Raw genomic sequence first — 23,841 nt, 5'->3', positions numbered from 1 at the left:
CAATGAAAAAGCTGTTGTTGATCTATATTTTTATTGCTCTGATTTTGACAGCGCTCCTCAGCGTACTGAGTTATGGTGATGGTGCTGGCTATGTATATATGCTTTGGCATGGAATACAAATTCAGTCTAATATTTGGGTATTGGTTTTTTCTGGATTAATTTTTAGTTTTGGCATGCATTTATTTTGGATAGTGTTCAAACGATATTTATCCAAGGAGCAACGTAAACTACAAGAGATAATAAATTTTGATGCATTGCATCCTTATGAGCAGTTAGGGATGATTTGGATATTAGAAGGCGAGGAAGAACAGCAAGATTTTATTCAAGAAATTTTTAATCAATCAGGTTTATTAAAAGAAATTACACAAGCACGCATATTATTTAAACAAAAGCATTATCAGCAAGCATTAATGATATTAGATTCCAGTCCGCCAGCAACATTTGAATTGGCTGAAATACAGCGAATCGAAATTTATCTAGCACTCCATGATGAACAGCAGGTCTCCACTCATCTTGAGTTTTTAAATGAACATCAGCTCTCACCTTGGCTGAGCCAGATTAGCCATGCGTATATGCAGCGTTTGACAACACTTTGGGCAAGTTTTGCATTGCAGTTTCCTTGGCGCTATTTACGGGTCGTCACCTCGCCAGCTCTTGGTAGCGAAGCGATGCAGGCATGGTTGATTCAATTGCTAAGCCAATTTGAGCAAGCCAGTAGGGAAGACCACATAGAATTAGAACAAAAATATATTAAGGATGAGGAAATAATTCAAAGCCTGGCATTTGAAACACAGGTGCTTTGGCTCAAGTTATTATCACGCTGTGCAGCAATGGAGATTGCACATGAAAAACTAGCATTACATTTGTTGGAGCTCAAGTTTGACCAAGAGGTCTTTTATTTATGGTTTCAGCAACAGTTAATGAAACCTGAGCCTGATTATCTGCTTATTGAAAATTATATATTGCAGCTTGAATTAAGATATCCAAGTATGCCAGTTTTAAGCTTCGCACAATGGCACATATTAATGGCGACACAACGGGTGAGTGAGGCAGAACAGTTATTATTACGCTACCCTGAAAATATCTTAATGGACTATCTGCGGATTAAATCGACCTTGAGTGGGCGTGAAGACTTGATCAAACAGTTAAATTTAGTCTTTGAAAATGATGCAAATTTTATTAAATTTAGAATGTGAGACTTCAAGTGAATATATTCAGCCAATACCCGGTTATCCACGAACAGAAAGTCGCCTGGGGGGATATGGATGCCTTTGGTCATGTTAATAATGTGATTTACTATCGTTATATAGAGAGTGCACGTATTGGCTATTTTGATGAGTTGAATATTTTTGATTATGATGTATTTAGTGTTGTTGCTTCAAATCAATGTACATATTTAAAGCCTGTATTTTATCCAGATGTTTTAAAAATTGCGACACGCATTGAAGAAATGAGACAAACTGCGATTCGAATGCATTATGTCTTATATAGTGAGACTCAACAGCAGATTGTAGCAACAGCAGAGGCGGTTATTGTGTTTGTTGATAAAAAAGAAATGAAAAAAGCATTAATTCCAAATCAGGTGAGAGAAAGTATTATAGGTTTGGAGCAAACTGTTAATCATGATTTAATTTTATTGAATAATAAAAAATAGATTATTCATTTTTTTGTTGGATTATGTATTTAAATTTGGTTTATGTATTGATTCGTGCCATTAATAAAAATATGATGGGCTACATTATTTAGAACGAATATTTGTTTTTAACGGAGCGAGCAAAATGCCAGATATTAGTAAGATGTCAGTTGAAGAATTAAAACGTTTAACAGCTGAAGCGGAAGCATTAATTGAGTCAAAGAAAGATCAAGCAGTTGAAGATGCATATAATCAAATTATTGAAATTGCAGGCGCGGCAGGTTTGAGTTTAGAACAGTTCATCGAATATGGTGCTCAGAAACGTAAGAAGACGACACGTAAAGCAGTTGAGCCACGCTATCGCAACACCAATAATTCAGCTGAAACTTGGACTGGTCGCGGTAAGCAACCACGTTGGTTAGTGGCAGAAATTGAGAAAGGTGCGAAATTAGAGGATTTCCTCATCTAATTTCATAAATCTGTAATTAGTAGCTTTTATTATTTAAAAAAAACCAAGCCAAGTTGCTTGGTTTTTTTATATGAGATCAGATTGCTGTGTAAAAAGGATGAATAATGTATATTCAACAAGACTTAATCTAGCATGGAAGAATTAATGTATAAGTTGGTGACGCTTGATGAATAAAAAATCAAAAAATATAACATGGTGGTTAATTGGCCTCATCGCTTTTTTAATATTCGTGTTGTTACAGGTTCCAGCGACTTGGCTCATTTCAAAGTTTTATAAAGATAATCAAGTATTACAAAATGTGAGTGGGAATATTTGGCAAGGACAAGCAGATTGGCATAAAAGTGGCTTACAGGGAACGGTCCGTTGGAAAACACGCCCTTTAGATTTAGTATTATTGCGTTTAGGTGCAGATGTAGAAATTCATAGTGGTCAAACGAAATTAGAATCGACGCTCGGTTATGGTTTTGGTAAGAAGATTATAATAAGGCAGTTAAACGGACAAATTGCACCAGATACTTTAAAAACGTTAGTTAATTGGCAATGGCCTGCTAATCCGATTCAATTAAGTGAGACACAGTTTAACTTTAATCAGGAAAATGGTTTTAGTCAGGCTGAAGGTAATTTGCAGTGGGGTGGTGGGGAATTAGTTTATACCTTTGCGGAACGCCAAGATCGTATGAATATGCCAGCATTGAATGGCAAGTTAAAAGATGAGGCGGGTAAATTGCAATTTGATATTCAAGACCTACGCAGTCAAAAAATGGCCAATATTGCATTTGATCAAAACCTCATGCTTGATGTACAACTGACACAGCGCTTATTACAAAATGTTCCTTCTTATGATGGTAAAGCGGGCTTGGATACTTATGTTATTTCGACACGTCAGCCTTTATTGCAGCGTGGTCTTTGAGTATGAACATTCAAGAGCGGTTTCAGGATATTCAATGGGAAAAGCTTGATCGCCTTTCTCCTATTATTTTGCTGTTATTAATTCTAGCTTTATGTTGGAAATTGGCTTCTGTCTTTTGGTGGGTGCTTGCACCGCCACAGGTGATTCAACCTGAACCCGTCGTGTTGGGTTCTAAACAGACCCAGGTGCCGAATATTTCTAGTTTTTCATTGTTTTATGAACAAGGTGCGAGTACATCTGTAAATGATAATCTTGCAATGCAACTTCAAGGTGTCATGGTCGCTTCTTCTGGGAGTAAGTCTTCAGCAGTGATTAAAGTGGGCGAAACTGCAGAACGTTATTTGGTGGGGGATAGTTTGGGGGATAGTGGTTATCAGTTGGCAGCCGTCTATTGGGAGCATGTGGTGCTCAAACAAAGCAATGGCGCAACACGCGAACTTAAATTCACCAGCATTGGCAACCTTTATCAACCAGATGGCGCGGAACAGGCAGCCGAAGATCAGAATAAACTTAATAATGTTCAGACTTCTACTGCAACAACGTCACAAAATGCTTTGGGGCAAGCCATTGAGCAAATGGGTGAAGATAAAGACGATTACCTGAAAAAAATGGGGGTCAATACCGGTGGTCAAGGCTATGAAGTGACAGAGCAAACGCCATCCGCATTGCGAAGTAAGTTGGGGCTTAAACCCGGTGATCGAATTCTTTCGCTGAATGGAAAGAGTGTGGGACAAGGCCAAAGCGATGTGCAATTGTTAGAACAGGCGAAGCGGGAAGGTAAAGTGAAAATTGAAATTAAACGCGGTGATCAAACGATGACCCTCCAGCAAGATTTATAGATATTTGGGTAACAAATAGAATTAGGAAAGATAATAAGTTATGGATTTTTGGAATCATCATCGAGCAATTAGAGCTGTCGTGGCTGCGGCACCTCTTATGGCGGCAATGACAGTCAGCGCACATGCGCAGACGTGGAAAATCAATCTACGCGATGCTGATTTAACTGCATTTATCAATGAAGTAGCCGATATCACTGGGAAAAATTTTGCTGTTGACCCTCGGGTGAGAGGCAATGTTACGGTTATTTCAAATAAACCTTTAAATAAAACTGAAGTTTATGATTTATTTTTAGGGGTTTTGAATGTTAATGGTGTGGTTGCGATTCCAGCAGGAAATACCATTCGTCTGGTGCCAGACAGTAATGTTAAAAATGCCGGTGTTCCTTATGATCCGCGGAGTCGTGCACAAGGTGATCAAGTCGTTACTCGGGTGATTTGGCTAGAAAATACCAATCCGAATGACTTGATTCCAGCATTACGACCATTGATGCCGCAATTTGCACATATGGCTGCAATTCAGGGGACCAATGCCCTGATTGTTTCGGACCGTGCAACCAATATCTATCAACTTGAAACCATCATTCGAAATCTGGATGGGACTGGTCAAAATGATATTGAGGCGATCAGCTTGCAGTCTAGCCAAGCAGAAGAAGTCATCAGCTTATTGGAAACCATGTCTGCAACAGGTGCATCTAAAGATGCGGCTGGTTCGAGAGTGCGTATTATTGCAGATGGGCGGACCAATCGAATCTTGATCAAAGGCGATACAGGTTCACGTAAACGTTTGCGCCAAATGATTGAAATGTTGGATGTCCCTTCTGCGGACAGACTTGGTGGATTAAAAGTTTATAAATTGCGTTATGCCAGTGCAGATAACTTGGCAAAAATATTACAAGGTTTGGTGACTGGACAGGCGGTTGAAACCAGTAATAGCAATACATCTGCTAATCAAAACAATAGCGCGAGCGGCATGATTCCAGTGAATAATTCCAGCTCAAATTCAGCTGGAAGTAGCAGTATTGCTGCACCTACGATTAATTTGGGGACCAATAACAATCGCAGTAATCAAAATAATGTGACCAGTTTTAACGGCAATGGGGTCAGCATTATTGCAGATCCGAGTCAGAATGCTTTAGTGGTCAAAGCTGAACCACAATTGATGCGAGAAATTGATGCGGCCATTCAACAATTGGATGTGCGTCGTCAACAGGTGTTGATTGAGGCAGCGATTATTGAAGTTTCAGCCAGCGATGCAGATCAGCTCGGGGTGCAATGGGCGCTTGGGAATATGAGTACTGGCATTGGCTTGGTGAATGCCTCTAATGTTGGCACCAGTTTACTTGATTTGGTTTCTGGCTTTTTAAAAGGCGGAACCGCGGGCGCGGGTGCTGCTATGCAAGGGGGTAAAAATCCGGTTGGCTCAGTGCTTGGTGTCGGGAAATACCGTGAAGGTGCAGATGGTTCACGTGAGTTTTATGGTGCTTTAATTCAAGCGTTAAAAACCAATACCAAATCAAATCTACTTTCTACCCCATCTATTGTGACCATGGACAATGAAGAAGCTTATATTGTCGTGGGGCAAAACGTTCCCTTTGTAACGGGATCGGTCACCACAGGTGCAACAGGTGGTAATCCGTATACTTCCGTTGAACGTAAAGACGTTGGGGTCACTTTAAAAGTTGTGCCACATATTGGTGAAGGTGGTTCAGTCCGTTTAGAGGTTCAGCAAGAAGTTTCAGCCGTTGAAGCCAATAAAGGCCAAGCGGCTGACTTAGTGACCAGTAAGCGTGCGATTAAAACCTCAGTCATTGCCGATCATGGGCAAACCGTTGTATTGGGTGGTTTGGTTGCAGATAACTCTGCCTCTGGTCGTGATGCTGTTCCATTCTTGGGTGCTATTCCGGGCATTGGACATTTATTTCGCTCAGACAATAGAGCCACTGAAAAACGTAATCTGCTGGTCTTTATCCATCCGACCATCATTGGTAACAATGAGAGCATGCAAAAAATTGGTCAGCAACGTTATGAGAAGCTTTATAGTTTGCAGCTGGCGATGGATAAAGAAGGTAACTTCTCAAAACTTCCAGAGAAGTTGGAGGATGTTTATGAGCAGCGCCTGCCGATTCAGTCACCGTTAAAGGCGCCATTGCCTGCACCAGTGACTTATCAACAAGTGCCTTCAGGGGGAGTGATTCCAAGTGAAGCAATTACCACACCTGTTGCAATTGAACCACCTGTGATACAGCAACCTGCGCTTAAGCCGACCCAAGAAGTACAAAAGACCAAGAACACGGTCATTACCACTACGATTGGACCCGCTTCCTAAACCAGCATGCTGTAGATTCAAACTGCATGCTAATATGGGCGCGAACTAGAATGAGAAGATGATCATGACTTGGAAAATACAAGCACTGAGCGGTGAATTTGCTGACAAAGAAATCGTGATTAATCACGATACATTGGTTGGACGACATCAAGATGCAGGTATTGTGCTGCAATCTGCTGAAATTTCTCGCCGTCATGCTGCCTTTATGTTGAAAGATCAGGCACTTTGCTTGCTGGACTTAAATTCATCAAATGGTACTTTTGTAAATGATGTGCGCATTGATGTAGAAACGGCTTTGCAGCCGGGTGATACCGTTCGATTTGCCAGCTTAGCTTTTGCGATCTTATCGGAACCTACCGTGATCGCCGAACCTGTTGTCGCACCGCTCAATAACGATACGACGCAAATAGCTGCAGCACAGATTGTACAGCCTTCGGAAGCCGTGGCGACTTCAGTACATTTTGCTGAACAAGCCTCTGAGCAGGTTATGGTTGAAACGGTTGTGGTTGAGCCGGTTGAAACAATTGTTCCGGCAGTACCTGTGGTTGAGGCTGTTGTAGTTGAGACTGTCGCTGAAAAAGCCAGCGTTGCGCCAGCCGCAGTTGAGCCAAGTGCAGAAACCGTTGCTGAGTCGATTGAGGTTGAAGCAATCATTAAGGCGATTCAGCCAACAGCTGCACAGCAACTTGATGCACAAGGCATGTTAAGTGTGGCAGAACGTGCTGCTGGAACCAAGGTGAGTAAGGAAGGCATGCCTGATCATGTGGCTGTGCCGAAGCCTGCACCGATTCCTGAAAATATTGTGGTAGAAGCACAGCTTGAACCTGTTGCCGTGGCCATTCCAGAACCAGTGAGTGAAGTAAAGCAGGCTGAGGAAGTGAAGAAAAACACTTCGGTTGGTCTGATCACTATTATTGTGTTGTTGATTGTGGCTGTTTTGGCTTGGTTAATGTTTAAATAACACTATAGTCTCAGTGCATCGTATAGAAAACAGTAAGGCATGCAATCGCATGCCTTTGTTTTTGTATGTGGTGCAAGTCTTTGCTTTAGTTGTTACTTTAGATTTTATGATGGATATGGAAAGGAAGTGATCATGAGTATTGCAAGATTAAGTCAGCGTAACGTGATTTTATTTGATTTGGATGGAACGTTGGTTGATTCCGCTTTTGATTTATATCGCGCCATGAATCTAAGCCTCGCACGGTTGCAGTTAGGTCAGGTGACTGAAGCGCAAGTACGGGTTTGGATTGGAAAAGGTACGGCTTTGTTTTGCCAAAGTACCTTGCAGTATTTGAAAGGTGAGGTAGATCCAAGCTTACAACAACAGCTGCTCGATACCTTTCTTGAGATTTATAATGCAGATCCTTGTGTCGATACTCGCTTATTCCCAGGGGTTTTGGCATTTTTGCAATGGGGCCAGCAGCAAAATAAGACCATGATTTGCGTGACCAATAAACCTGAGTTGCCTGCACGTAAGATTATTGAGATTTTACAGTTAAATGAATATTTCGCTGATGTTGTGGGGGGTGACCGCTTTGAAGTGCGTAAACCGGATCCAAAACCCTTGTTATATTGTGCAGAAACCTTCAATGCCTCAGTTGAACAATGTTTGATGGTTGGCGACTCTAGCAATGATGTTGAGGCTGCACGCCGTGCAGGGATGGATTGTATTGTTGTCAGCTATGGCTATAATCATGGCGAAGACATCCGTAACTGTCAGCCTCAGCAGATCGTTGACGATTTAACCGAACTTTTAAATGAATCCTGATTGAAATAAGGCATAGCAATGAATCAAATATTACTTTTTCGATGGCGACGCTAAATAGCAACAGCAAGTACATCTTTATCGTCCATCAAAAAGTGAGATTTATGCATGAGCAGCATTCAGCAATTTGAACAACTAAAAAATGCGGGCTACAACCTAATTCCTGTTTACCGTCAACGTTTAGCCGATACCGACACCCCATTGTCGGTATTTGCACGTTTAAGAGACCACCAGCAAGCCTATTTATTTGAATCGGTTGAAGGTGGTGAAAACTGGGCGCGTTATTCTATTATTGGGCTGGGTGAATCGACCGTATTCTCTTGTAATAATGGTGAGTTGACTGTTCAGCATGCAGATGGCCAAATCAATACGCAGCCATGTTCAGATCCTTTTACCTTTATACGTGACTTTCAAGCACAATATTTGGTACCCAGTCAGGCAGAACTGCCAGAGCTACCAAAATTTACGGGAGGCTTGGTCGGTTATCTGGGCTATGACGCTGTGCGCTATATCGAGCCACGTTTAAATAATGGCCCGACAGATGATCCAGTGGGTTTGCCTGATATCTGGATGATGTTGTCTAAGACGGTAATTGTTTTTGATAACTTAAAAGATACTTTGTTTTTGATTGTGCATGCAGATACCAGTAATTCAGATGCCTATGGACAAGCACAGCAGCAACTTGACGATTTAGAGCAGTTGCTTGCCACACCGATTAGTTTGCCGGCACAAAAACATACTGCCCCTAATTTTGTATCACTGACTGGTGAAAAGAAATTTTTAGAAACGGTTGAGAAGGTGCAGGAATACATCCGTGCCGGGGATGTGATGCAAGTGGTGCCAGGACATCGGATGGTTTCTGACTTTGATGGTGATCCCTTGCAGGTCTATCGCGCCTTACGTCATCTCAATCCATCGCCTTATTTGTTTTTGGTTCAAGGCCGCACTTTGCTGGATCAAAAGGCTTTCTATGTGGTGGGTTCATCACCTGAAATCTTATCGCGATTAGAGCAAGGGGTTGCCACTGTGCGTCCATTGGCGGGCACCCGTCCACGCGGACGAACCAAAGAAGAAGATTTGGCATTAGAGCAAGATTTATTGTCGGATGAAAAAGAGATCGCTGAACATATTATGTTGATCGACTTAGGCCGTAATGATATTGGACGCGTTGCAAAGATTGGTAAAGTAAAGGTGACCGATCAAATGGTCATCGAGCGCTATTCACACGTGATGCATATTGTGTCCAATGTCCAAGGTGAAGTTTTGGATGGCATCGATGCCCTTGATGTGTTTAAAGCCACTTTTCCTGCTGGAACTCTATCTGGCGCACCTAAAATACGGGCAATGGAAATTATTGATGAAGTTGAACCAGTAAAGCGCGGTATTTTTGGTGGTGCGGTTGGATATTTAGGCTGGCATGGCGAAATGGACATGTCGATTGCGATTCGGACCTGTGTTATTCGTGAAAATAAGGTCTATGTGCAGGCGGGAGCGGGTCTTGTTGCGGACTCAAAACCTGAAGCCGAGTGGAATGAAACCCAAATAAAAGCTCGCGCAGTGATCAAAGCGGTTGAATTATCGTCAAACGGTTTGATTTTATGAGTTTTTGACGGTTTTTTTAAAAAAACCCCTTGCATGGTTTGAAAGTTTTGCTAAACTGCACACCGTTCCGATGAGAAACATCGAAAACAAAAGAGTCGCCGGCATAGCTCAGTTGGTAGAGCAACTGACTTGTAATCAGTAGGTCCACAGTTCGAATCCGTGTGCCGGCACCAGTTAAGATGTTTCTAGAAGAGCTGCACTGAAAGTTAAGTGTGTATGGTGAGATTCCCGAGTGGTTAAAGGGAGCAGACTGTAACTCTGCCGCGTAAGCTTCGAAGGTTCGAATCCTTCTCTCACCACCATTAAATTAACTTCGATAAAGTGGTAAATAGTACCAATATTGTGCGGGAGTAGCTCAGTTGGTAGAGCGGCAGCCTTCCAAGCTGCATGTCGCGAGTTCGACCCTCGTCTCCCGCTCCATCGAAGAATTTAACGCTCTTATAGCTCAGTGGTAGAGCACTCCCTTGGTAAGGGAGAGGTCTCGAGTTCAAATCTCGATAAGAGCTCCAGATATCGTTGGGTGGATTTATTCCACAAAATATGAAAGCAGGCTTCTTAGTCTGCTTTTTGAGCATTAGGTGCCTAGCTTTTTGGGCGATATGTCGATGTTGAGTTGTCTTAACTGTGTTCGACGTAAACGAGGAAGATCATCATGGCAAAAGCCAAGTTTGAACGTAATAAACCCCACGTTAACGTGGGAACAATTGGTCACGTTGACCATGGTAAAACAACTTTAACTGCTGCTATTGCAACTGTTTGTGCAAAAACTTTTGGCGGTGAAGCTAAAGACTATGCAGCAATTGACTCTGCACCAGAAGAAAAAGCACGTGGTATTACCATTAATACTTCACACGTAGAATACGATTCTCCGATTCGTCACTACGCGCACGTCGACTGCCCAGGTCACGCCGATTATGTTAAAAACATGATCACTGGTGCTGCTCAAATGGACGGTGCAATCCTTGTTTGTTCATCTACTGATGGCCCTATGCCACAGACTCGTGAGCACATCTTGCTTTCTCGTCAGGTTGGTGTTCCGTACATCATCGTGTTCTTGAACAAATGTGACATCGTTGATGACGAAGAGTTAATCGAATTGGTAGAAATGGAAGTTCGTGAACTTCTTTCTACTTATAACTTCCCAGGTGATGACACTCCAGTAATCCGTGGTTCTGCACTTCTAGCGCTTAATGGCGATGACAGTGCTTACGGTGTTCCTGCAGTTCTTCAACTTGTTGAAGCACTTGATACATATATTCCAGAGCCAGAGCGCGCTATCGATAAAGCATTCCTAATGCCAATCGAGGACGTATTCTCAATTTCTGGTCGTGGTACTGTTGTAACAGGCCGTGTTGAAGCTGGTATCGTTAAAGTTGGTGAAGAAGTTGAAATCGTTGGTATCAAAGATACCGTGAAAACAACTGTTACTGGCGTTGAAATGTTCCGTAAATTGCTTGACGAAGGTCGTGCTGGCGAGAACTGTGGTGTTCTTCTACGTGGTACTAAGCGTGAAGACGTTCAACGTGGTCAAGTACTTTCTAAACCAGGTGCAATCAAACCGCATACTAAATTTGACGCAGAAGTTTACGTTCTTTCTAAAGAAGAAGGTGGTCGTCATACACCGTTCCTTAACGGTTACCGTCCACAGTTCTACTTCCGTACAACTGATGTAACTGGTGCAATCCAGTTGCAAGAAGGCGTTGAAATGGTTATGCCAGGTGACAACGTTGAAATGTCAGTAGAATTGATCCACCCAATCGCAATGGACCCAGGTCTACGTTTTGCGATCCGTGAAGGTGGTCGTACTGTTGGTGCTGGTGTTGTTGCTAAAGTAACACTCTAAGTATTTTCAGTATAAAAAACAAACCGAGAATTTTATTCTCGGTTTGTTTGTAGGTCAGTAGTTCAATTGGTAGAGCGTCGGTCTCCAAAACCGAATGTTGGGGGTTCGAGTCCCTCCTGGCCTGCCAGTTTATTAAATAAAAACTTTATACTGGTTAATATGTCTTATAATAAGTCGCGAATTCAACGACGAGTACAAAAATGTCGAATGATAAATCACGTGACGCATTGAGCGAAGCGCCAATTCCCCAAAGAGATAGTTCTGCTGAAGTAGTGAGTTCAGGTTCGCCATTTGATGTGGTGTTGTGGATCATTGCATTGGCTTTATTTGCAGCTGCACTCATGGTCAATCAGTATTTACCTGCATATTGGGTGCCTGCAAATAGTATTTGGGTACGCATTGGGGTAATTGTTGCTTGTATCGTTGTGGCTTTAGGTTTATTATACGCCACCCATCAAGGCAAAGGCTTTGTTCGTTTAGTTCGAGACTCTCGTATAGAATTAAGACGAGTAACTTGGCCGACGAAGCAAGAAACAGTAACCACTTCATGGCAAGTGCTTTTGGTTGTTGTCGTCGCTGCAATCGCATTGTGGTGTTTTGATACAACGATTGGCTGGTTTATGAAGTTTATTATCGGGTAATTAAACGATGAAACGTTGGTACATTATTCATGCCTATTCAGGTTATGAAAAACAAGTGATGCGTTCACTTAATGATCGAATCCAGCGTAGTGCTGTTGCTGATAGCTTTGGTGAAGTGCTAGTCCCAACCGAAGAAGTGGTTGAGATGAAGGATGGCAAGAAGCGTAAGTCTGAGCGTAAATTCTTTCCCGGTTATGTGTTAATCGAAATGGAAATGGATGACGAAACTTGGCACATTGTTAAAGAATGTCCTAAAGTTTTGGGCTTTATTGGTGGTACTGCTGAAAAACCAGCACCAATTACTCAGAAAGAAGCTGACATTATTCTTGCACGTGTACGCAATACTGGTGAAGCACCGCGTCCTAAGACGATGTTTGAGCCAGGCGAAGAATTACTCGTTATTGATGGTCCATTCACAGACTTTAAAGGTGTGGTGGAAGAAGTTCAGTACGAAAAATCACGTTTAACGTTAACTATTAACGTATTTAATCGACCAACTCAGGTTGAATTGGAATTTCGTCAAGTCGAAAAAGCCAGTTAATTTGAGCTGTAGAGAACGCCCGAGCATATCGGGTATTGTTGTTGCTAATATATGCAAGTGCATATGTTATATGAATAGATTGGGGAGCCTAGCGGCGTTTGTACCCAGAGGTATTAGATAATGGCTAAGAAGATTGACGGCTATATCAAGCTGCAAGTTCCAGCTGGTAAAGCAAATCCATCTCCACCAATTGGTCCTGCATTGGGTCAACGTGGTGTGAACATCATGGCGTTCTGTAAAGAATTCAATGCTGCAACTCAAAAAGTTGAAGCTGGTCTTCCGATTCCAGTCGTGATCACTGTATACAACGATAAGTCGTTTACATTTATCATGAAAACTCCGCCTGCTGCTATTTTGTTGAAAAAAGCTGCTGGTATTCAAAAGGGTTCAGCTGTACCAAACAAAACTAAAGTTGGTAAGTTGACTCGCGCTCAACTAGAAGAAATTGCAACCACTAAAGAGCCAGATTTAACTGGCGCTGATTTGGATGCACGTGTACGTACCATCGCTGGTTCTGCACGTTCTATGGGCTTGGAAGTGGAGCTATAAGACATGGCTAAGTTAACTAAACGTCAAAAAGCGATCGCTACTGCTGTTGAAGCACAAAAAGTTTACACTTTGGAAGAAGCTGTCGCTGTTCTTAACAGCCTGCCTGCTGCAAAATTCAAAGAATCTTTGGATGTTTCAGTAAACCTAGGTGTTGACCCGCGTAAATCGGATCAAGTTGTACGTGGTGCAACAACACTTCCTGCAGGTACAGGTAAAACTGTACGTGTTGCGGTATTCGCACAAGGTGCTGCTGCTGAAGCTGCTAAAGCTGAAGGTGCTGACATCGTTGGTTTTGAAGATCTTGCTGAAAGCATTCAAGCAGGTAACTTGAACTTTGATGTTGTAATCGCAGCTCCAGACGCAATGCGCGTTGTTGGTAAGCTCGGTACGATTCTTGGTCCACGTGGTTTAATGCCAAACCCTAAAGTCGGTACTGTAACGCCTGACGTTGCTGGCGCTGTTCGCAACGCTAAAGCTGGTCAAGCACGTTACCGTGTAGACAAAGGCGGTATTATCCATGCTGCAATTGGCCAACTAGGCTTTGAAGCTGCTGCGATTCGTCAAAACCTTGAAGCACTTGTTTCTGATCTTAAAAGAGCGAAACCTGCGACTTCTAAAGGTATTTATATCAAAAAGATCACTTTGAGCTCAACGATGGGTCCTGGTCTTATTATTGATGTAAGTAACGTTTCTAACTAATTTACCTAAGGTAAGTTGTTGTTAGATAAAAATATTAGACAGAATTTTTAAAGGCCAAAAAATTCCCTTTTCAGGAATTGATAGGAATGAGGATTTACCTCTTCCAATCTCTCCTAAAAGGAGAGGGGATTTTGAGGCGGACTTTGAATTGATAAATGTAAATTTATCAGCGTCAAAGACCTCAGGCGAGTGTGGTGATCTTCACTGGGCTCTTAATTAATTGCCTGAGTAGACGCGGTGGTGTGTTTATCCTCCTCCGCGTGTAAGTCAGATGACTCATTGGAGTGATTTGGCTTACGAATTGGGAGTGCATCTATTGTTATAGATGCATAAATCACCGTTAGGAGGTATTACAGTGGCTCTACGTTTAGAGGACAAAAAAGAGATCGTTGCAGCGGTAAACACTGCTGCAGGTACGGCGCTCTCTGCTGTTGTTGCTGACTATCAAGGTTTGAACGTGACTCAATTGACTCAATTGCGCGTTCAAGCTCGTCAATCAGGTGTTTACTTACGTGTTGTACGTAACACTTTGGCGAAGCGTGCGTTCGAAGGTACTCAATTTGATATCTTGAACGACGTCTTGACTGGTCCAACAATTATCGGTTTATCAACTTCTGCTGACGATATGGGTGCTGCGGCACGCTTATTCGAAGAATTTGCTAAAACTAATAAAGCATTTGAATTAAAAGCAGCTGCTTTTGATGGCAAGGTTTATCAAGGTGCTGAAGTAAGCGTTATCGCGAACCTTCCGAACCAAGAGAAAGCACTTACCATGCTTGCAAATGTTCTTCAAGCTCCTATTTCGAAATTGGGTCGTCTACTTACGGCGCTCAAAGAAAAAGACGAGCAAGAAGCTGCATAAGCTTAAATTTATACACACACCATTCAATTTCCATTTGGAGTTTATCTCATGGCTTTAACAAACGAAGAAATCCTAAACGCAGTTGCTGAAAAAACTGTTCTTGAACTTGTTGAATTAATCTCTGCTTTTGAAGAGAAATTCAATGTATCTGCTGCAGCTGTTGCTGTTGCTGCAGGTCCTGCTACTGCAGCTGCTGCTGAAGAACAAACTGAGTTCAATGTTGAATTGACTAGCTTTGGTGCTAACAAAGTTGCTGTTATTAAAGCAGTTCGTGAAGCTACTGGCCTTGGTCTTAAAGAAGCTAAAGATCTTGTTGAAAGCGCTCCTTCTGCAATTAAAGAAGGCGTTACTAAAGAAGAAGGCGACGAGCTTAAAGCTAAACTTGAAGCTGCTGGTGCTACAGTTACACTTAAGTAAGTGTATTAGGGGTTGGTTTTTTATAAATCGGCCCCACAAATTGGCTGATGGCTCTTGGGTCATCAGCCTTTTTGCGTTACAATAATCGGCTCGATTTTAGATTGCACGAATGTAAATTCGTCACTTTGAAAAATATACCTTATAAATCAAACGCTTACCAATATTTTTCTGATTTAAAAATATTGCTAAGCGTTTTATACCACTGAAAATTGCAGCATTTGTAAAAGGTGGTGGTCATATCGACCTGCGTAAATCCTTCTAAGTCCGTTCTGCAGGCGGACTTGGTTTTACTTTCCGAGGACTCCAGATGGCATACTCATATACCGAAAAAAAAACGGATCCGTAAGAATTTTGGTAAACTGCCCCAAGTAATGGTTGCTCCGTACTTGCTCTCGATTCAAGTCGACTCGTACAGAACATTCTTGCAAGACGGTAAAACGCCAAAAAACCGCGAAGATATCGGGCTTCAAGCGGCATTTCGTTCAGTATTTCCAATAGAAAGCTATTCTGGTAATGCAGCTTTAGAATTTGTTGAGTATAGCCTTGGCAAACCTGAGTTTGATGTGCGCGAATGTATTCTTCGTGGCTCAACTTATGCGGCACCAATGCGCGTGAAAATTCGTTTGATCATTAAAGATCGCGAAACTAAATCAATTAAAGATGTACGTGAACAAGAAGTCTACATGGGTGAAATGCCACTTATGACAGACAACGGTACCTTCGTTGTGAATGGTACTGAGCGTGTTATCGTTTCTCAGCTACACCGTTCACCTGGCGTGTTCTTTGACCACGACAAAGGTAAAACGCATTCAAGCGGTAAAGTGTTGTATTCAGCACGTATTATTCCTTACCGTGGTTCATGGTTAGACTTCGAATTCGATGCCAAAGACTTAGTCTTTGTTCGTATTGACCGTCGTCGTAAATTGCTTGCAACGGTTATATTGCGCGCATTGAACTATACCAATGAACAAATCCTGAACATGTTCTATGAGAAAGTGCCTGTATATCTCGATATGGGTAGCTATCAAATTGACCTCGTGCCTGAACGCTTACGTGGCGAAATGGCGCAGTTCGACCTGACTGACAATGACGGTAAAGTGATTGTTGAGCAGGGTAAACGTATTAACGCACGTCATGTACGTCAAATGGAAGCTGCTGGCTTGACCAAGCTTTCTGTACCTGATGAATACCTCTATGAGCGTATTACTGCAGAAGATATCAAACTTCATGATGGCGATGTGATCGCTGCCAATACGGTACTGAGTCATGAAGTGATGGTGAAATTGGCTGAAGGTGGTGTTAAAGAATTTAACATCCTATTCACCAACGATATCGATCGTGGTCCGTTCATTGCAGATACGCTACGTGCTGACTTAACGCAAGGTCGTGAAGAAGCTCTGGTCGAAATTTATAAAGTAATGCGCCCAGGCGAGCCACCAACCAAAGAAGCAGCAGATAATTTATTCAATAACTTATTCTTCTCTTCTGAGCGTTATGACTTGTCACCGGTTGGACGTATGAAGTTCAACCGTCGTCTAGGTCGTTCTTATGAAGTTGGAACCGATCAGAAGTCGCGTGAAATTGAAGGTATTTTGTCGAACGAAGACATCGTTGATGTGGTTAAAACGTTAGTTGAAATCCGTAACGGTAAAGGCGAAGTCGACGATATCGATCACTTGGGTAACCGTCGCGTACGTTCTGTTGGTGAAATGACAGAAAACCAATTCCGTGTTGGTCTTGTACGTGTTGAACGTGCTGTAAAAGAGCGTTTAAGCCAAGCTGAAACCGATAATCTTTCACCACAAGATTTAATCAACGCGAAACCAGTTGCTGCTGCCATTAAAGAGTTCTTTGGTTCTCACCAATTGTCTCAATTTATGGATCAGAACAACCCGCTATCTGAGATTACGCATAAACGTCGTGTTTCTGCACTCGGGCCCGGTGGTTTGACCCGTGAACGTGCTGGCTTTGAAGTACGTGACGTACATCAAACGCATTATGGTCGTGTGTGTCCAATTGAAACGCCTGAGGGTCCAAACATTGGTTTGATCAACACGCTTTCAGTTTATGCAAAAACCAACGGTTTTGGTTTCTTAGAAACTCCTTACCGTAAAGTAATCGATGGTCGTGTGACTGACGATGTTGAATACCTTTCTGCGATTGAAGAAGTGGGTACTGTCATTGCACAGGCCGACTCCACGCTTGATGCAGATAACAACTTGAGCGAAGAGTTTGTTTCTGTTCGTCACCAAGGTGATTTCGTACGTATGCCACCTGAAAAAGTGACGCATATGGACGTTTCTGCACAACAAGTGGTTTCAGTATCTGCATCACTTATTCCATTCCTTGAGCACGATGACGCCAACCGTGCCTTGATGGGATCAAACATGCAACGTCAAGCGGTGCCTACTTTACTTGCCGACAAACCGTTGGTTGGTACTGGTATGGAAGCCAACGTTGCGCGTGACTCTGGTGTTTGCGTGATCGCAGACCGTGGTGGCCGCATTGAGTTTGTTGATGCATCACGTGTGGTTATTCGTGTGAATGAAGACGAAATGATCGCAGGTGAAGCAGGCGTAGATATTTATAACCTGATCAAATACACCCGTTCGAACCAAAACACCTGTATTAACCAAAAAGTCTTGGTGAATTTGGGTGATAAAGTTGGCCGTGGTGATGTCTTGGCTGATGGTCCTTCTACCGATGGCGGTGAGTTGGCACTTGGGCAAAACATGCGCGTCGCGTTCATGACGTGGAATGGTTATAACTATGAGGACTCGATCTTACTGTCTGAGCGTGTGGTTAAAGAAGACCGTTTGACTTCAATTCACATTCAAGAATTATCATGTGTCGCACGTGATACTAAATTGGGTGCTGAAGAAATCACGGCTGATATTCCAAACGTTGGTGAAGCTGCACTGTCTAAACTAGACGAATCCGGTATTGTTTATATCGGTGCTGAAGTGACTGCAGGCGACATTCTGGTAGGTAAAGTCACCCCTAAAGGTGAAACCCAATTAACGCCGGAAGAAAAATTACTACGAGCAATCTTTGGTGAAAAAGCGGCTGACGTTAAAGATTCATCTTTACGCGTTCCGTCTGGCACCAAAGGGACCGTTATTGACGTACAAGTCTTTACCCGTGATGGTATTGAGAAAGATGACCGTGCTCAAGCAATTGAGAAAGCTCAACTTGATTCATACCGCAAAGATTTGAAAGAAGAATACAAAATCTTTGAAGAAGCGGCACGTGAACGTATTGTGCGTTTGTTGAGAGATCAACAGTCGAACGGTGGTGGTCAAACCCGTCGTGGCGATAAGTTAACTGAAGAATTGTTGTCAGGTATGGAGTTGGTCGATTTACTCGAAATCCAACCAAACGACGAAGGTATTGCTGAACGACTTTCTCAAATTCAAGTGTTCTTAAAAGAAAAGAGCATGGAAATTGATGAGAAATTTGCAGAGAAAAAACGCAAATTGTCGGCTGGTGATGAATTGACAACAGGTGTACTCAAAGTTGTTAAAGTTTACTTAGCGGTTAAACGTCGTATCCAACCAGGTGATAAAATGGCGGGTCGTCACGGGAACAAGGGTGTTGTATCCAACATCTTGCCTGTAGAAGACATGCCACATGATATTCACGGTGTACCGGTTGATATCGTGTTGAACCCACTGGGTGTACCTTCACGTATGAACGTGGGTCAGATTCTTGAGACGCATCTCGGTTTGGCTGCCAAAGGTTTAGGCGAAAAAATCGATCTGATGTTGCAACAACAACGCAGCGTGATCGAGCTACGTGAATTTTTAGACAAAATTTACAACAAAGTTGGTGGTGAGCAAGAAGATCTCGACAGCCTAACGGATGAAGAAGTATTTAAACTCGCAGGCAACTTGTGTGCCGGTGTACCTTTAGCAACGCCTGTATTTGATGGTGCTGAAGAGAGTCAAATTAAAGAATTACTTGAATTGGCAGAATTGCCACGTTCAGGTCAGACCGTACTTTATGATGGACGTACTGGTGAGCGCTTTGACCGCCCTGTAACGGTTGGTTATATGTACATGCTGAAATTGAACCACTTGGTCGATGACAAAATGCATGCGCGTTCTACTGGTTCGTATTCATTAGTAACGCAACAGCCATTGGGTGGTAAAGCTCAATTCGGTGGTCAGCGTTTTGGTGAGATGGAAGTTTGGGCACTTGAGGCCTATGGTGCAGCGTATACGCTTCAGGAAATGTTGACTGTGAAGTCAGATGACGTTGAAGGCCGTACACGTATCTATAAGAATATTGTAGACGGGAACCATTATATGGATCCGGGCATGCCTGAATCGTTCAACGTATTGACCAAAGAGATCCGTTCTTTAGGTATCAACATTGAACTGAAAAATGGTGATTCATAATCCCCCTTATACTCCCCCTGTGTAAAAGGGGGAGGAAAGGTTTTTTCAGGATAAAACAATATTTGTGACCCAGTCGGGGAGTGAGAGCTTCTCGACACACGGAGAAAAAAATTGAAAGACTTGCTCGATATCATGCGCAAAAAGACGGATTCAGAGGGTTATGCACCAGTTGAATTTGACCGTATCCGTATTGGTCTTGCGTCACCAGAAATGATTAAGTCATGGTCTCATGGTGAAGTAAAAAAACCTGAAACCATTAACTATCGTACGTTCAAACCAGAACGTGATGGTTTATTCTGTGCCAAAATTTTTGGTCCAGTAAAAGATTACGAATGCTTGTGTGGTAAATACAAGCGTATGAAGTACAAAGGCGTGATCTGCGAAAAATGTGGCGTTGAAGTAACGACTGCAAAAGTTCGTCGTGAGCGTATGGGTCATATTGATCTTGCATCACCGGTTGCTCATATTTGGTTCTTGAAATCATTGCCGAGCCGCATTGGTTTATTGCTCGATATGACACTACGTGATATCGAACGCGTTTTGTATTTCGAATCATATGTCGTTACCGATCCAGGTATGACGGCACTTGAGAAAAACCAGTTATTAAACGATGAAGAATACTTCACTGCGCTTGAAGAGCATGGCGATGAATTCTCAGCGAAAATGGGTGCTGAAGCAGTTCAAGACTTGTTGAAAGACATCGATCTTGATGCTGAAATTTCACGTTTACGTGAAGAAATTCCACAAACAACCTCTGAGACGAAGCTTAAAAAAGCGTCTAAGCGTTTGAAATTGATGGAAGCATTCAAAGATTCAAATAACAAGCCAGAATGGATGGTGATGAACGTACTTCCAGTACTTCCACCTGATCTTCGTCCGTTGGTTCCACTCGAAGGTGGACGTTTTGCAACGTCTGACTTGAACGATTTATATCGTCGTGTGATCAACCGTAACAACCGTTTGAAACGTCTTCTTGACCTTTCTGCGCCTGACATCATCGTACGTAACGAAAAACGTATGTTGCAAGAATCAGTCGATGCCTTGTTAGACAATGGTCGTCGCGGTCGTGCAATTACTGGTTCGAACAAACGTCCGCTTAAATCTTTGGCCGATATGATCAAAGGTAAGCAAGGTCGTTTCCGTCAGAACTTGTTGGGTAAACGTGTTGACTATTCTGGTCGTTCGGTAATTACCGTTGGTCCAAACTTACGTCTACATCAATGTGGTCTTCCGAAAAAAATGGCGCTTGAATTATTCAAACCATTTATTTTTGCGAAACTACAAGCTTCAGGTCAAGCAACCACCATTAAAGCTGCGAAGAAAATGGTTGAGCGCGAAACCCCAGAAGTTTGGGACGTATTGGCATCGGTTATTCGTCAACATCCAGTGATGTTAAACCGTGCGCCAACACTTCACCGTTTAGGTCTTCAAGCATTTGAACCTATTCTGATTGAAGGTAAAGCAATTCGTCTGCATCCATTGGTATGTGCCGCATTTAACGCCGACTTTGACGGTGACCAAATGGCAGTACACGTACCATTAACACTCGAAGCTCAGTTAGAAGCTCGTGCGTTAATGATGTCGACCAACAACATTTTGTCGCCTGCGAATGGTGAGCCAATTATCGTACCTTCACAGGACGTGGTCTTGGGCCTTTATTACATCACACGTGATGCAATTAATGCCAAAGGCGAAGGCATGGTCTTTGCTGATACACACGAAGTAAACCGTGCATTGGCAACGGGTCAAGTTGATTTACATGCGCGCGTTAAAGCCCGTGTACATCAAACTGTGATTGATGAAAATGGTAACCGTGAACATCAAACGATTATCGTTGAAACAACACCTGGTCGTTGTTTACTTTGGGAAGTTGTGCCAGAAGGCATGGATTTCCAACAAATCAACGTTGAGATGACTAAAAAGAACATCTCTAAATTGATTAACTCTTGCTACCGTAAACTGGGTCTGAAAGACACGGTTATCTTTGCTGACCAATTGATGTATTTGGGCTTCCGTCAAGCGACGCGTTCAGGTGTTTCTGTTGGTATGGAAGACATGGTTATTCCACCGCAAAAAAATGCGATCATTGGCAAAGCAGAAACTGAAGTTCGTGAAATTGAACAACAGTTCGAGCAAGGCTTCGTGACTGCAGGCGAACGTTATAACAAAGTGGTCGATATTTGGGCACGTACCAATGACCAAGTTGCGAAAGCGATGATGGATAACTTGTCATTTACCACTGTTAAAAACAAACAGGGTGAAGACGAGAAGCAAAAGTCATTCAACAGTATCTATATGATGTCGGATTCTGGAGCGCGTGGTAGTGCCGCACAGATTCGTCAGCTTGCTGGTATGCGTGGTTTGATGGCAAAACCGGATGGTTCGATTATTGAAACCCCGATTAAAGCCAACTTCCGTGAAGGTTTGACCGTACTTCAGTACTTTATTTCAACGCATGGTGCACGTAAAGGTTTGGCCGATACTGCATTGAAAACTGCGAACTCGGGTTATTTGACACGTCGTTTGGTTGACGTTGCGCAAGACTTGGTCATCACTGAACCAGATTGTGGTACAGAAGAAGGCCTAGTAATGACACCGTTCATTCAAGGTGGCGATGTAATCGAAGCATTACGTGACCGCGTATTGGGTCGTGTAACTGCTGAAGACGTACGTCGTGCTGCGGATGATGAAATTGTATTGCCACGCGGCACATTAATTGACGAGAAAATCGCCAATTATCTAGAAGACGCTGGTGTCGATGAAGTTAAAGTTCGTTCAGTTGTAAACTGTCGTTCAACCTTCGGTGTATGTGCGCGCTGTTATGGCCGTGACTTGGCCCGTGGTCACCTTGTGAACCCAGGTGAGTCTGTTGGTGTAATGGCAGCTCAATCGATTGGTGAGCCAGGTACACAGTTAACCATGCGTACGTTCCACGTTGGTGGTGCTGCGAGCCGAACATCTGCTGCAAACAGTGTTCAAGTACGTAACAAAGGTACCATCCGTTTCCATAACGTGAAAACTGTTGAGCACAACAAAGGCCACTTGGTTTCTGTTTCTCGTTCTGGTGAAATTGGTATTGCCGATGATCTAGGTCGTGAGCGCGAGCGTTATAAATTGCCATACGGTGCTTCAATTTTGCTGAAAGATGGCGATCTTGTTGAGGGTGGCGGTATTGTTGCAACTTGGGATCCGCATACACATCCATTGGTAACTGAGGTTGCTGGTAAAGCACGCTTCAGCCAAATCGCGGATGGTGTTACTGCAACATCGAAAACTGATGATGCAACCGGTATGACCACAGTTGAAATCCTTCCTGTTACAGCGCGTCCAGTATCTGGTAAAGATTTACGTCCAGCAATTGTATTAGACATGGCTGATGGCGGTGAGCAGTTCTACTTCTTACCACAGAACACCATTGTAACTGTACGTGATGGCGAAACCATTGGGGTGGGTGACGTAATCGGTCGTGTACCACAAGAAACTTCACGTACACGTGATATTACCGGTGGTCTACCACGCGTAGCGGATTTATTTGAAGCACGTAAACCGAAAGAGCATGCAATTCTTGCAGAAATCTCAGGTGTTGTGAGCTTCGGTAAAGAGACCAAAGGTAAGAATCGTTTGGTGATTACACCGGATGATGGTTCTGAAATCTACGAAGAACTGATTCCAAAATGGCGTACCATCAACGTGTTTGAGGGTGAGCATGTGAACCGTGGTGAGACTGTTTCTGACGGTCCACAGAACCCACATGACATCTTACGCTTGAAAGGTGAAGTTGCATTAACCAACTACATCGTAAATGAAGTTCAAGACGTTTACCGCTTACAAGGCGTAAAAATCAACGATAAACATATCGAAGTGATTGTACGTCAGATGTTGCGTAAAGTAGACATCGTTGACGGTGGTGACACCAGCTTCATCAAAGGCGAGCAAGTGGATTACATTCGCGTGGTTCAAGAGAACCAAGCAGTGAATGCACAAAACAAATTTGCTGCTAAATATGAGCGTTTGTTGATGGGTATTACCAAAGCGTCACTTTCAACTGACTCATTTATCTCTGCGGCATCGTTCCAAGAAACGACTCGCGTGTTAACTGAAGCAGCAGTGACAGGTAAAGAAGATGAATTACGTGGTCTGAAAGAAAACGTTGTTGTAGGTCGTCTAATCCCAGCCGGTACTGGTTTGGCTTATCACCTAGAGCGTCGTCGTCAAGAAGCAGAAGCAGCTGAATTTGAGCTTGCCAATGACTTCTCTGATGTAGACCAAGCATTCTCTCAAGCATTAAACGAAGAACAATTCTAAGTTTAAAAGTTTGAGTCAAAAAAGACGCCTTCGGGCGTCT

Annotated in this window: 17 protein-coding genes, 5 tRNA genes and 1 pseudogene; all 23 read left to right on the top strand. The window is 42.9% G+C overall.

Annotated elements, in window-relative coordinates; translation table 11 throughout:
- The first annotated feature begins 2 nt into the window (after positions 1 to 2).
- The 23 genes and pseudogenes from FD716_RS16775 to rpoC all read left to right on the top strand — a co-directional run bounded on the left by FD716_RS16775 (position 3) and on the right by rpoC (position 23,801).
- A complete protein-coding gene (locus FD716_RS16775) occupies positions 3 to 1,196 on the top strand; it encodes a heme biosynthesis protein HemY (protein WP_139853366.1) in 1,194 nt (397 codons plus the stop codon).
- 8 nt (positions 1,197 to 1,204) lie between these two features.
- Positions 1,205 to 1,654: an acyl-CoA thioesterase gene (locus FD716_RS16770; RefSeq protein WP_139853365.1), complete on the top strand. Its 450-nt coding sequence runs from the start codon at positions 1,205 to 1,207 to the stop codon at positions 1,652 to 1,654.
- Positions 1,655 to 1,778: 124 nt separating this feature from the next.
- On the top strand, positions 1,779 to 2,102 hold the full coding sequence (locus FD716_RS16765; protein ID WP_139853364.1) for an H-NS histone family protein: 324 nt from the start codon (positions 1,779 to 1,781) through the stop codon (positions 2,100 to 2,102).
- 166 nt (positions 2,103 to 2,268) lie between these two features.
- Complete coding sequence (gene gspN, locus FD716_RS16760) at positions 2,269 to 3,012, top strand: type II secretion system protein N (protein ID WP_139853363.1); 744 nt, start codon at positions 2,269 to 2,271, stop codon at positions 3,010 to 3,012.
- Positions 3,013 to 3,014: 2 nt separating this feature from the next.
- Positions 3,015 to 3,851 carry a type II secretion system protein N gene (locus FD716_RS16755; protein ID WP_139853362.1) on the top strand — a complete coding sequence of 279 codons (837 nt, stop codon included), beginning with the start codon at positions 3,015 to 3,017 and terminating at the stop codon, positions 3,849 to 3,851.
- A gap of 40 nt (positions 3,852 to 3,891) precedes the next feature.
- Positions 3,892 to 6,177 (top strand): type II secretion system secretin GspD, encoded by a 2,286-nt coding sequence (gene gspD, locus FD716_RS16750; RefSeq protein WP_139853361.1) that lies wholly within the window; start codon positions 3,892 to 3,894, stop codon positions 6,175 to 6,177.
- A 64-nt stretch (positions 6,178 to 6,241) separates the two neighbouring features.
- Positions 6,242 to 7,138, top strand: coding sequence for an FHA domain-containing protein (locus FD716_RS16745; RefSeq protein WP_139853360.1), 897 nt, complete (start codon positions 6,242 to 6,244; stop codon positions 7,136 to 7,138).
- A 132-nt stretch (positions 7,139 to 7,270) separates the two neighbouring features.
- A complete protein-coding gene (locus tag FD716_RS16740) occupies positions 7,271 to 7,945 on the top strand; it encodes a phosphoglycolate phosphatase (RefSeq protein ID WP_139853359.1) in 675 nt (224 codons plus the stop codon).
- A 105-nt stretch (positions 7,946 to 8,050) separates the two neighbouring features.
- Complete coding sequence (gene trpE, locus FD716_RS16735; RefSeq protein ID WP_139853358.1) at positions 8,051 to 9,544, top strand: anthranilate synthase component I; 1,494 nt, start codon at positions 8,051 to 8,053, stop codon at positions 9,542 to 9,544.
- Positions 9,545 to 9,641: 97 nt separating this feature from the next.
- A tRNA-Thr gene (locus tag FD716_RS16730) sits at positions 9,642 to 9,717 on the top strand.
- 45 nt (positions 9,718 to 9,762) lie between these two features.
- Positions 9,763 to 9,846, top strand: a tRNA-Tyr gene (locus tag FD716_RS16725).
- A 42-nt stretch (positions 9,847 to 9,888) separates the two neighbouring features.
- Positions 9,889 to 9,964 (top strand) — tRNA-Gly (locus FD716_RS16720).
- 14 nt (positions 9,965 to 9,978) lie between these two features.
- Positions 9,979 to 10,053: transfer RNA gene (locus FD716_RS16715), tRNA-Thr, on the top strand.
- A 143-nt stretch (positions 10,054 to 10,196) separates the two neighbouring features.
- Positions 10,197 to 11,387, top strand: coding sequence for an elongation factor Tu (gene tuf / locus FD716_RS16710; RefSeq protein WP_139852887.1), 1,191 nt, complete (start codon positions 10,197 to 10,199; stop codon positions 11,385 to 11,387).
- A gap of 51 nt (positions 11,388 to 11,438) precedes the next feature.
- Positions 11,439 to 11,514: transfer RNA gene (locus FD716_RS16705), tRNA-Trp, on the top strand.
- 73 nt (positions 11,515 to 11,587) lie between these two features.
- A complete protein-coding gene (gene secE, locus FD716_RS16700; RefSeq protein ID WP_139853357.1) occupies positions 11,588 to 12,028 on the top strand; it encodes a preprotein translocase subunit SecE in 441 nt (146 codons plus the stop codon).
- A gap of 7 nt (positions 12,029 to 12,035) precedes the next feature.
- Positions 12,036 to 12,569 carry a transcription termination/antitermination protein NusG gene (nusG, locus tag FD716_RS16695; protein ID WP_139853356.1) on the top strand — a complete coding sequence of 178 codons (534 nt, stop codon included), beginning with the start codon at positions 12,036 to 12,038 and terminating at the stop codon, positions 12,567 to 12,569.
- A gap of 120 nt (positions 12,570 to 12,689) precedes the next feature.
- Positions 12,690 to 13,118 (top strand): 50S ribosomal protein L11, encoded by a 429-nt coding sequence (gene rplK, locus FD716_RS16690; RefSeq protein WP_004868049.1) that lies wholly within the window; start codon positions 12,690 to 12,692, stop codon positions 13,116 to 13,118.
- 3 nt (positions 13,119 to 13,121) lie between these two features.
- Positions 13,122 to 13,817 (top strand): 50S ribosomal protein L1, encoded by a 696-nt coding sequence (gene rplA, locus FD716_RS16685; protein WP_139853355.1) that lies wholly within the window; start codon positions 13,122 to 13,124, stop codon positions 13,815 to 13,817.
- 355 nt (positions 13,818 to 14,172) lie between these two features.
- Positions 14,173 to 14,679 (top strand): 50S ribosomal protein L10, encoded by a 507-nt coding sequence (gene rplJ, locus FD716_RS16680; protein WP_139853354.1) that lies wholly within the window; start codon positions 14,173 to 14,175, stop codon positions 14,677 to 14,679.
- 48 nt (positions 14,680 to 14,727) lie between these two features.
- Complete coding sequence (rplL, locus tag FD716_RS16675; protein WP_139853353.1) at positions 14,728 to 15,096, top strand: 50S ribosomal protein L7/L12; 369 nt, start codon at positions 14,728 to 14,730, stop codon at positions 15,094 to 15,096.
- 307 nt (positions 15,097 to 15,403) lie between these two features.
- A pseudogene (gene rpoB / locus FD716_RS16670) lies at positions 15,404 to 19,496 on the top strand (DNA-directed RNA polymerase subunit beta).
- A 111-nt stretch (positions 19,497 to 19,607) separates the two neighbouring features.
- Positions 19,608 to 23,801: a DNA-directed RNA polymerase subunit beta' gene (gene rpoC / locus FD716_RS16665; protein ID WP_139853352.1), complete on the top strand. Its 4,194-nt coding sequence runs from the start codon at positions 19,608 to 19,610 to the stop codon at positions 23,799 to 23,801.
- The last annotated feature ends 40 nt before the right edge of the window (positions 23,802 to 23,841 follow it).

It is taken from the genome of Acinetobacter pullicarnis (genome assembly GCF_006352475.1).
Classification (GTDB): Bacteria; Pseudomonadota; Gammaproteobacteria; order Pseudomonadales; family Moraxellaceae; genus Acinetobacter; species Acinetobacter pullicarnis.
This window is presented reverse-complemented; position numbering and strand designations above follow the sequence as displayed.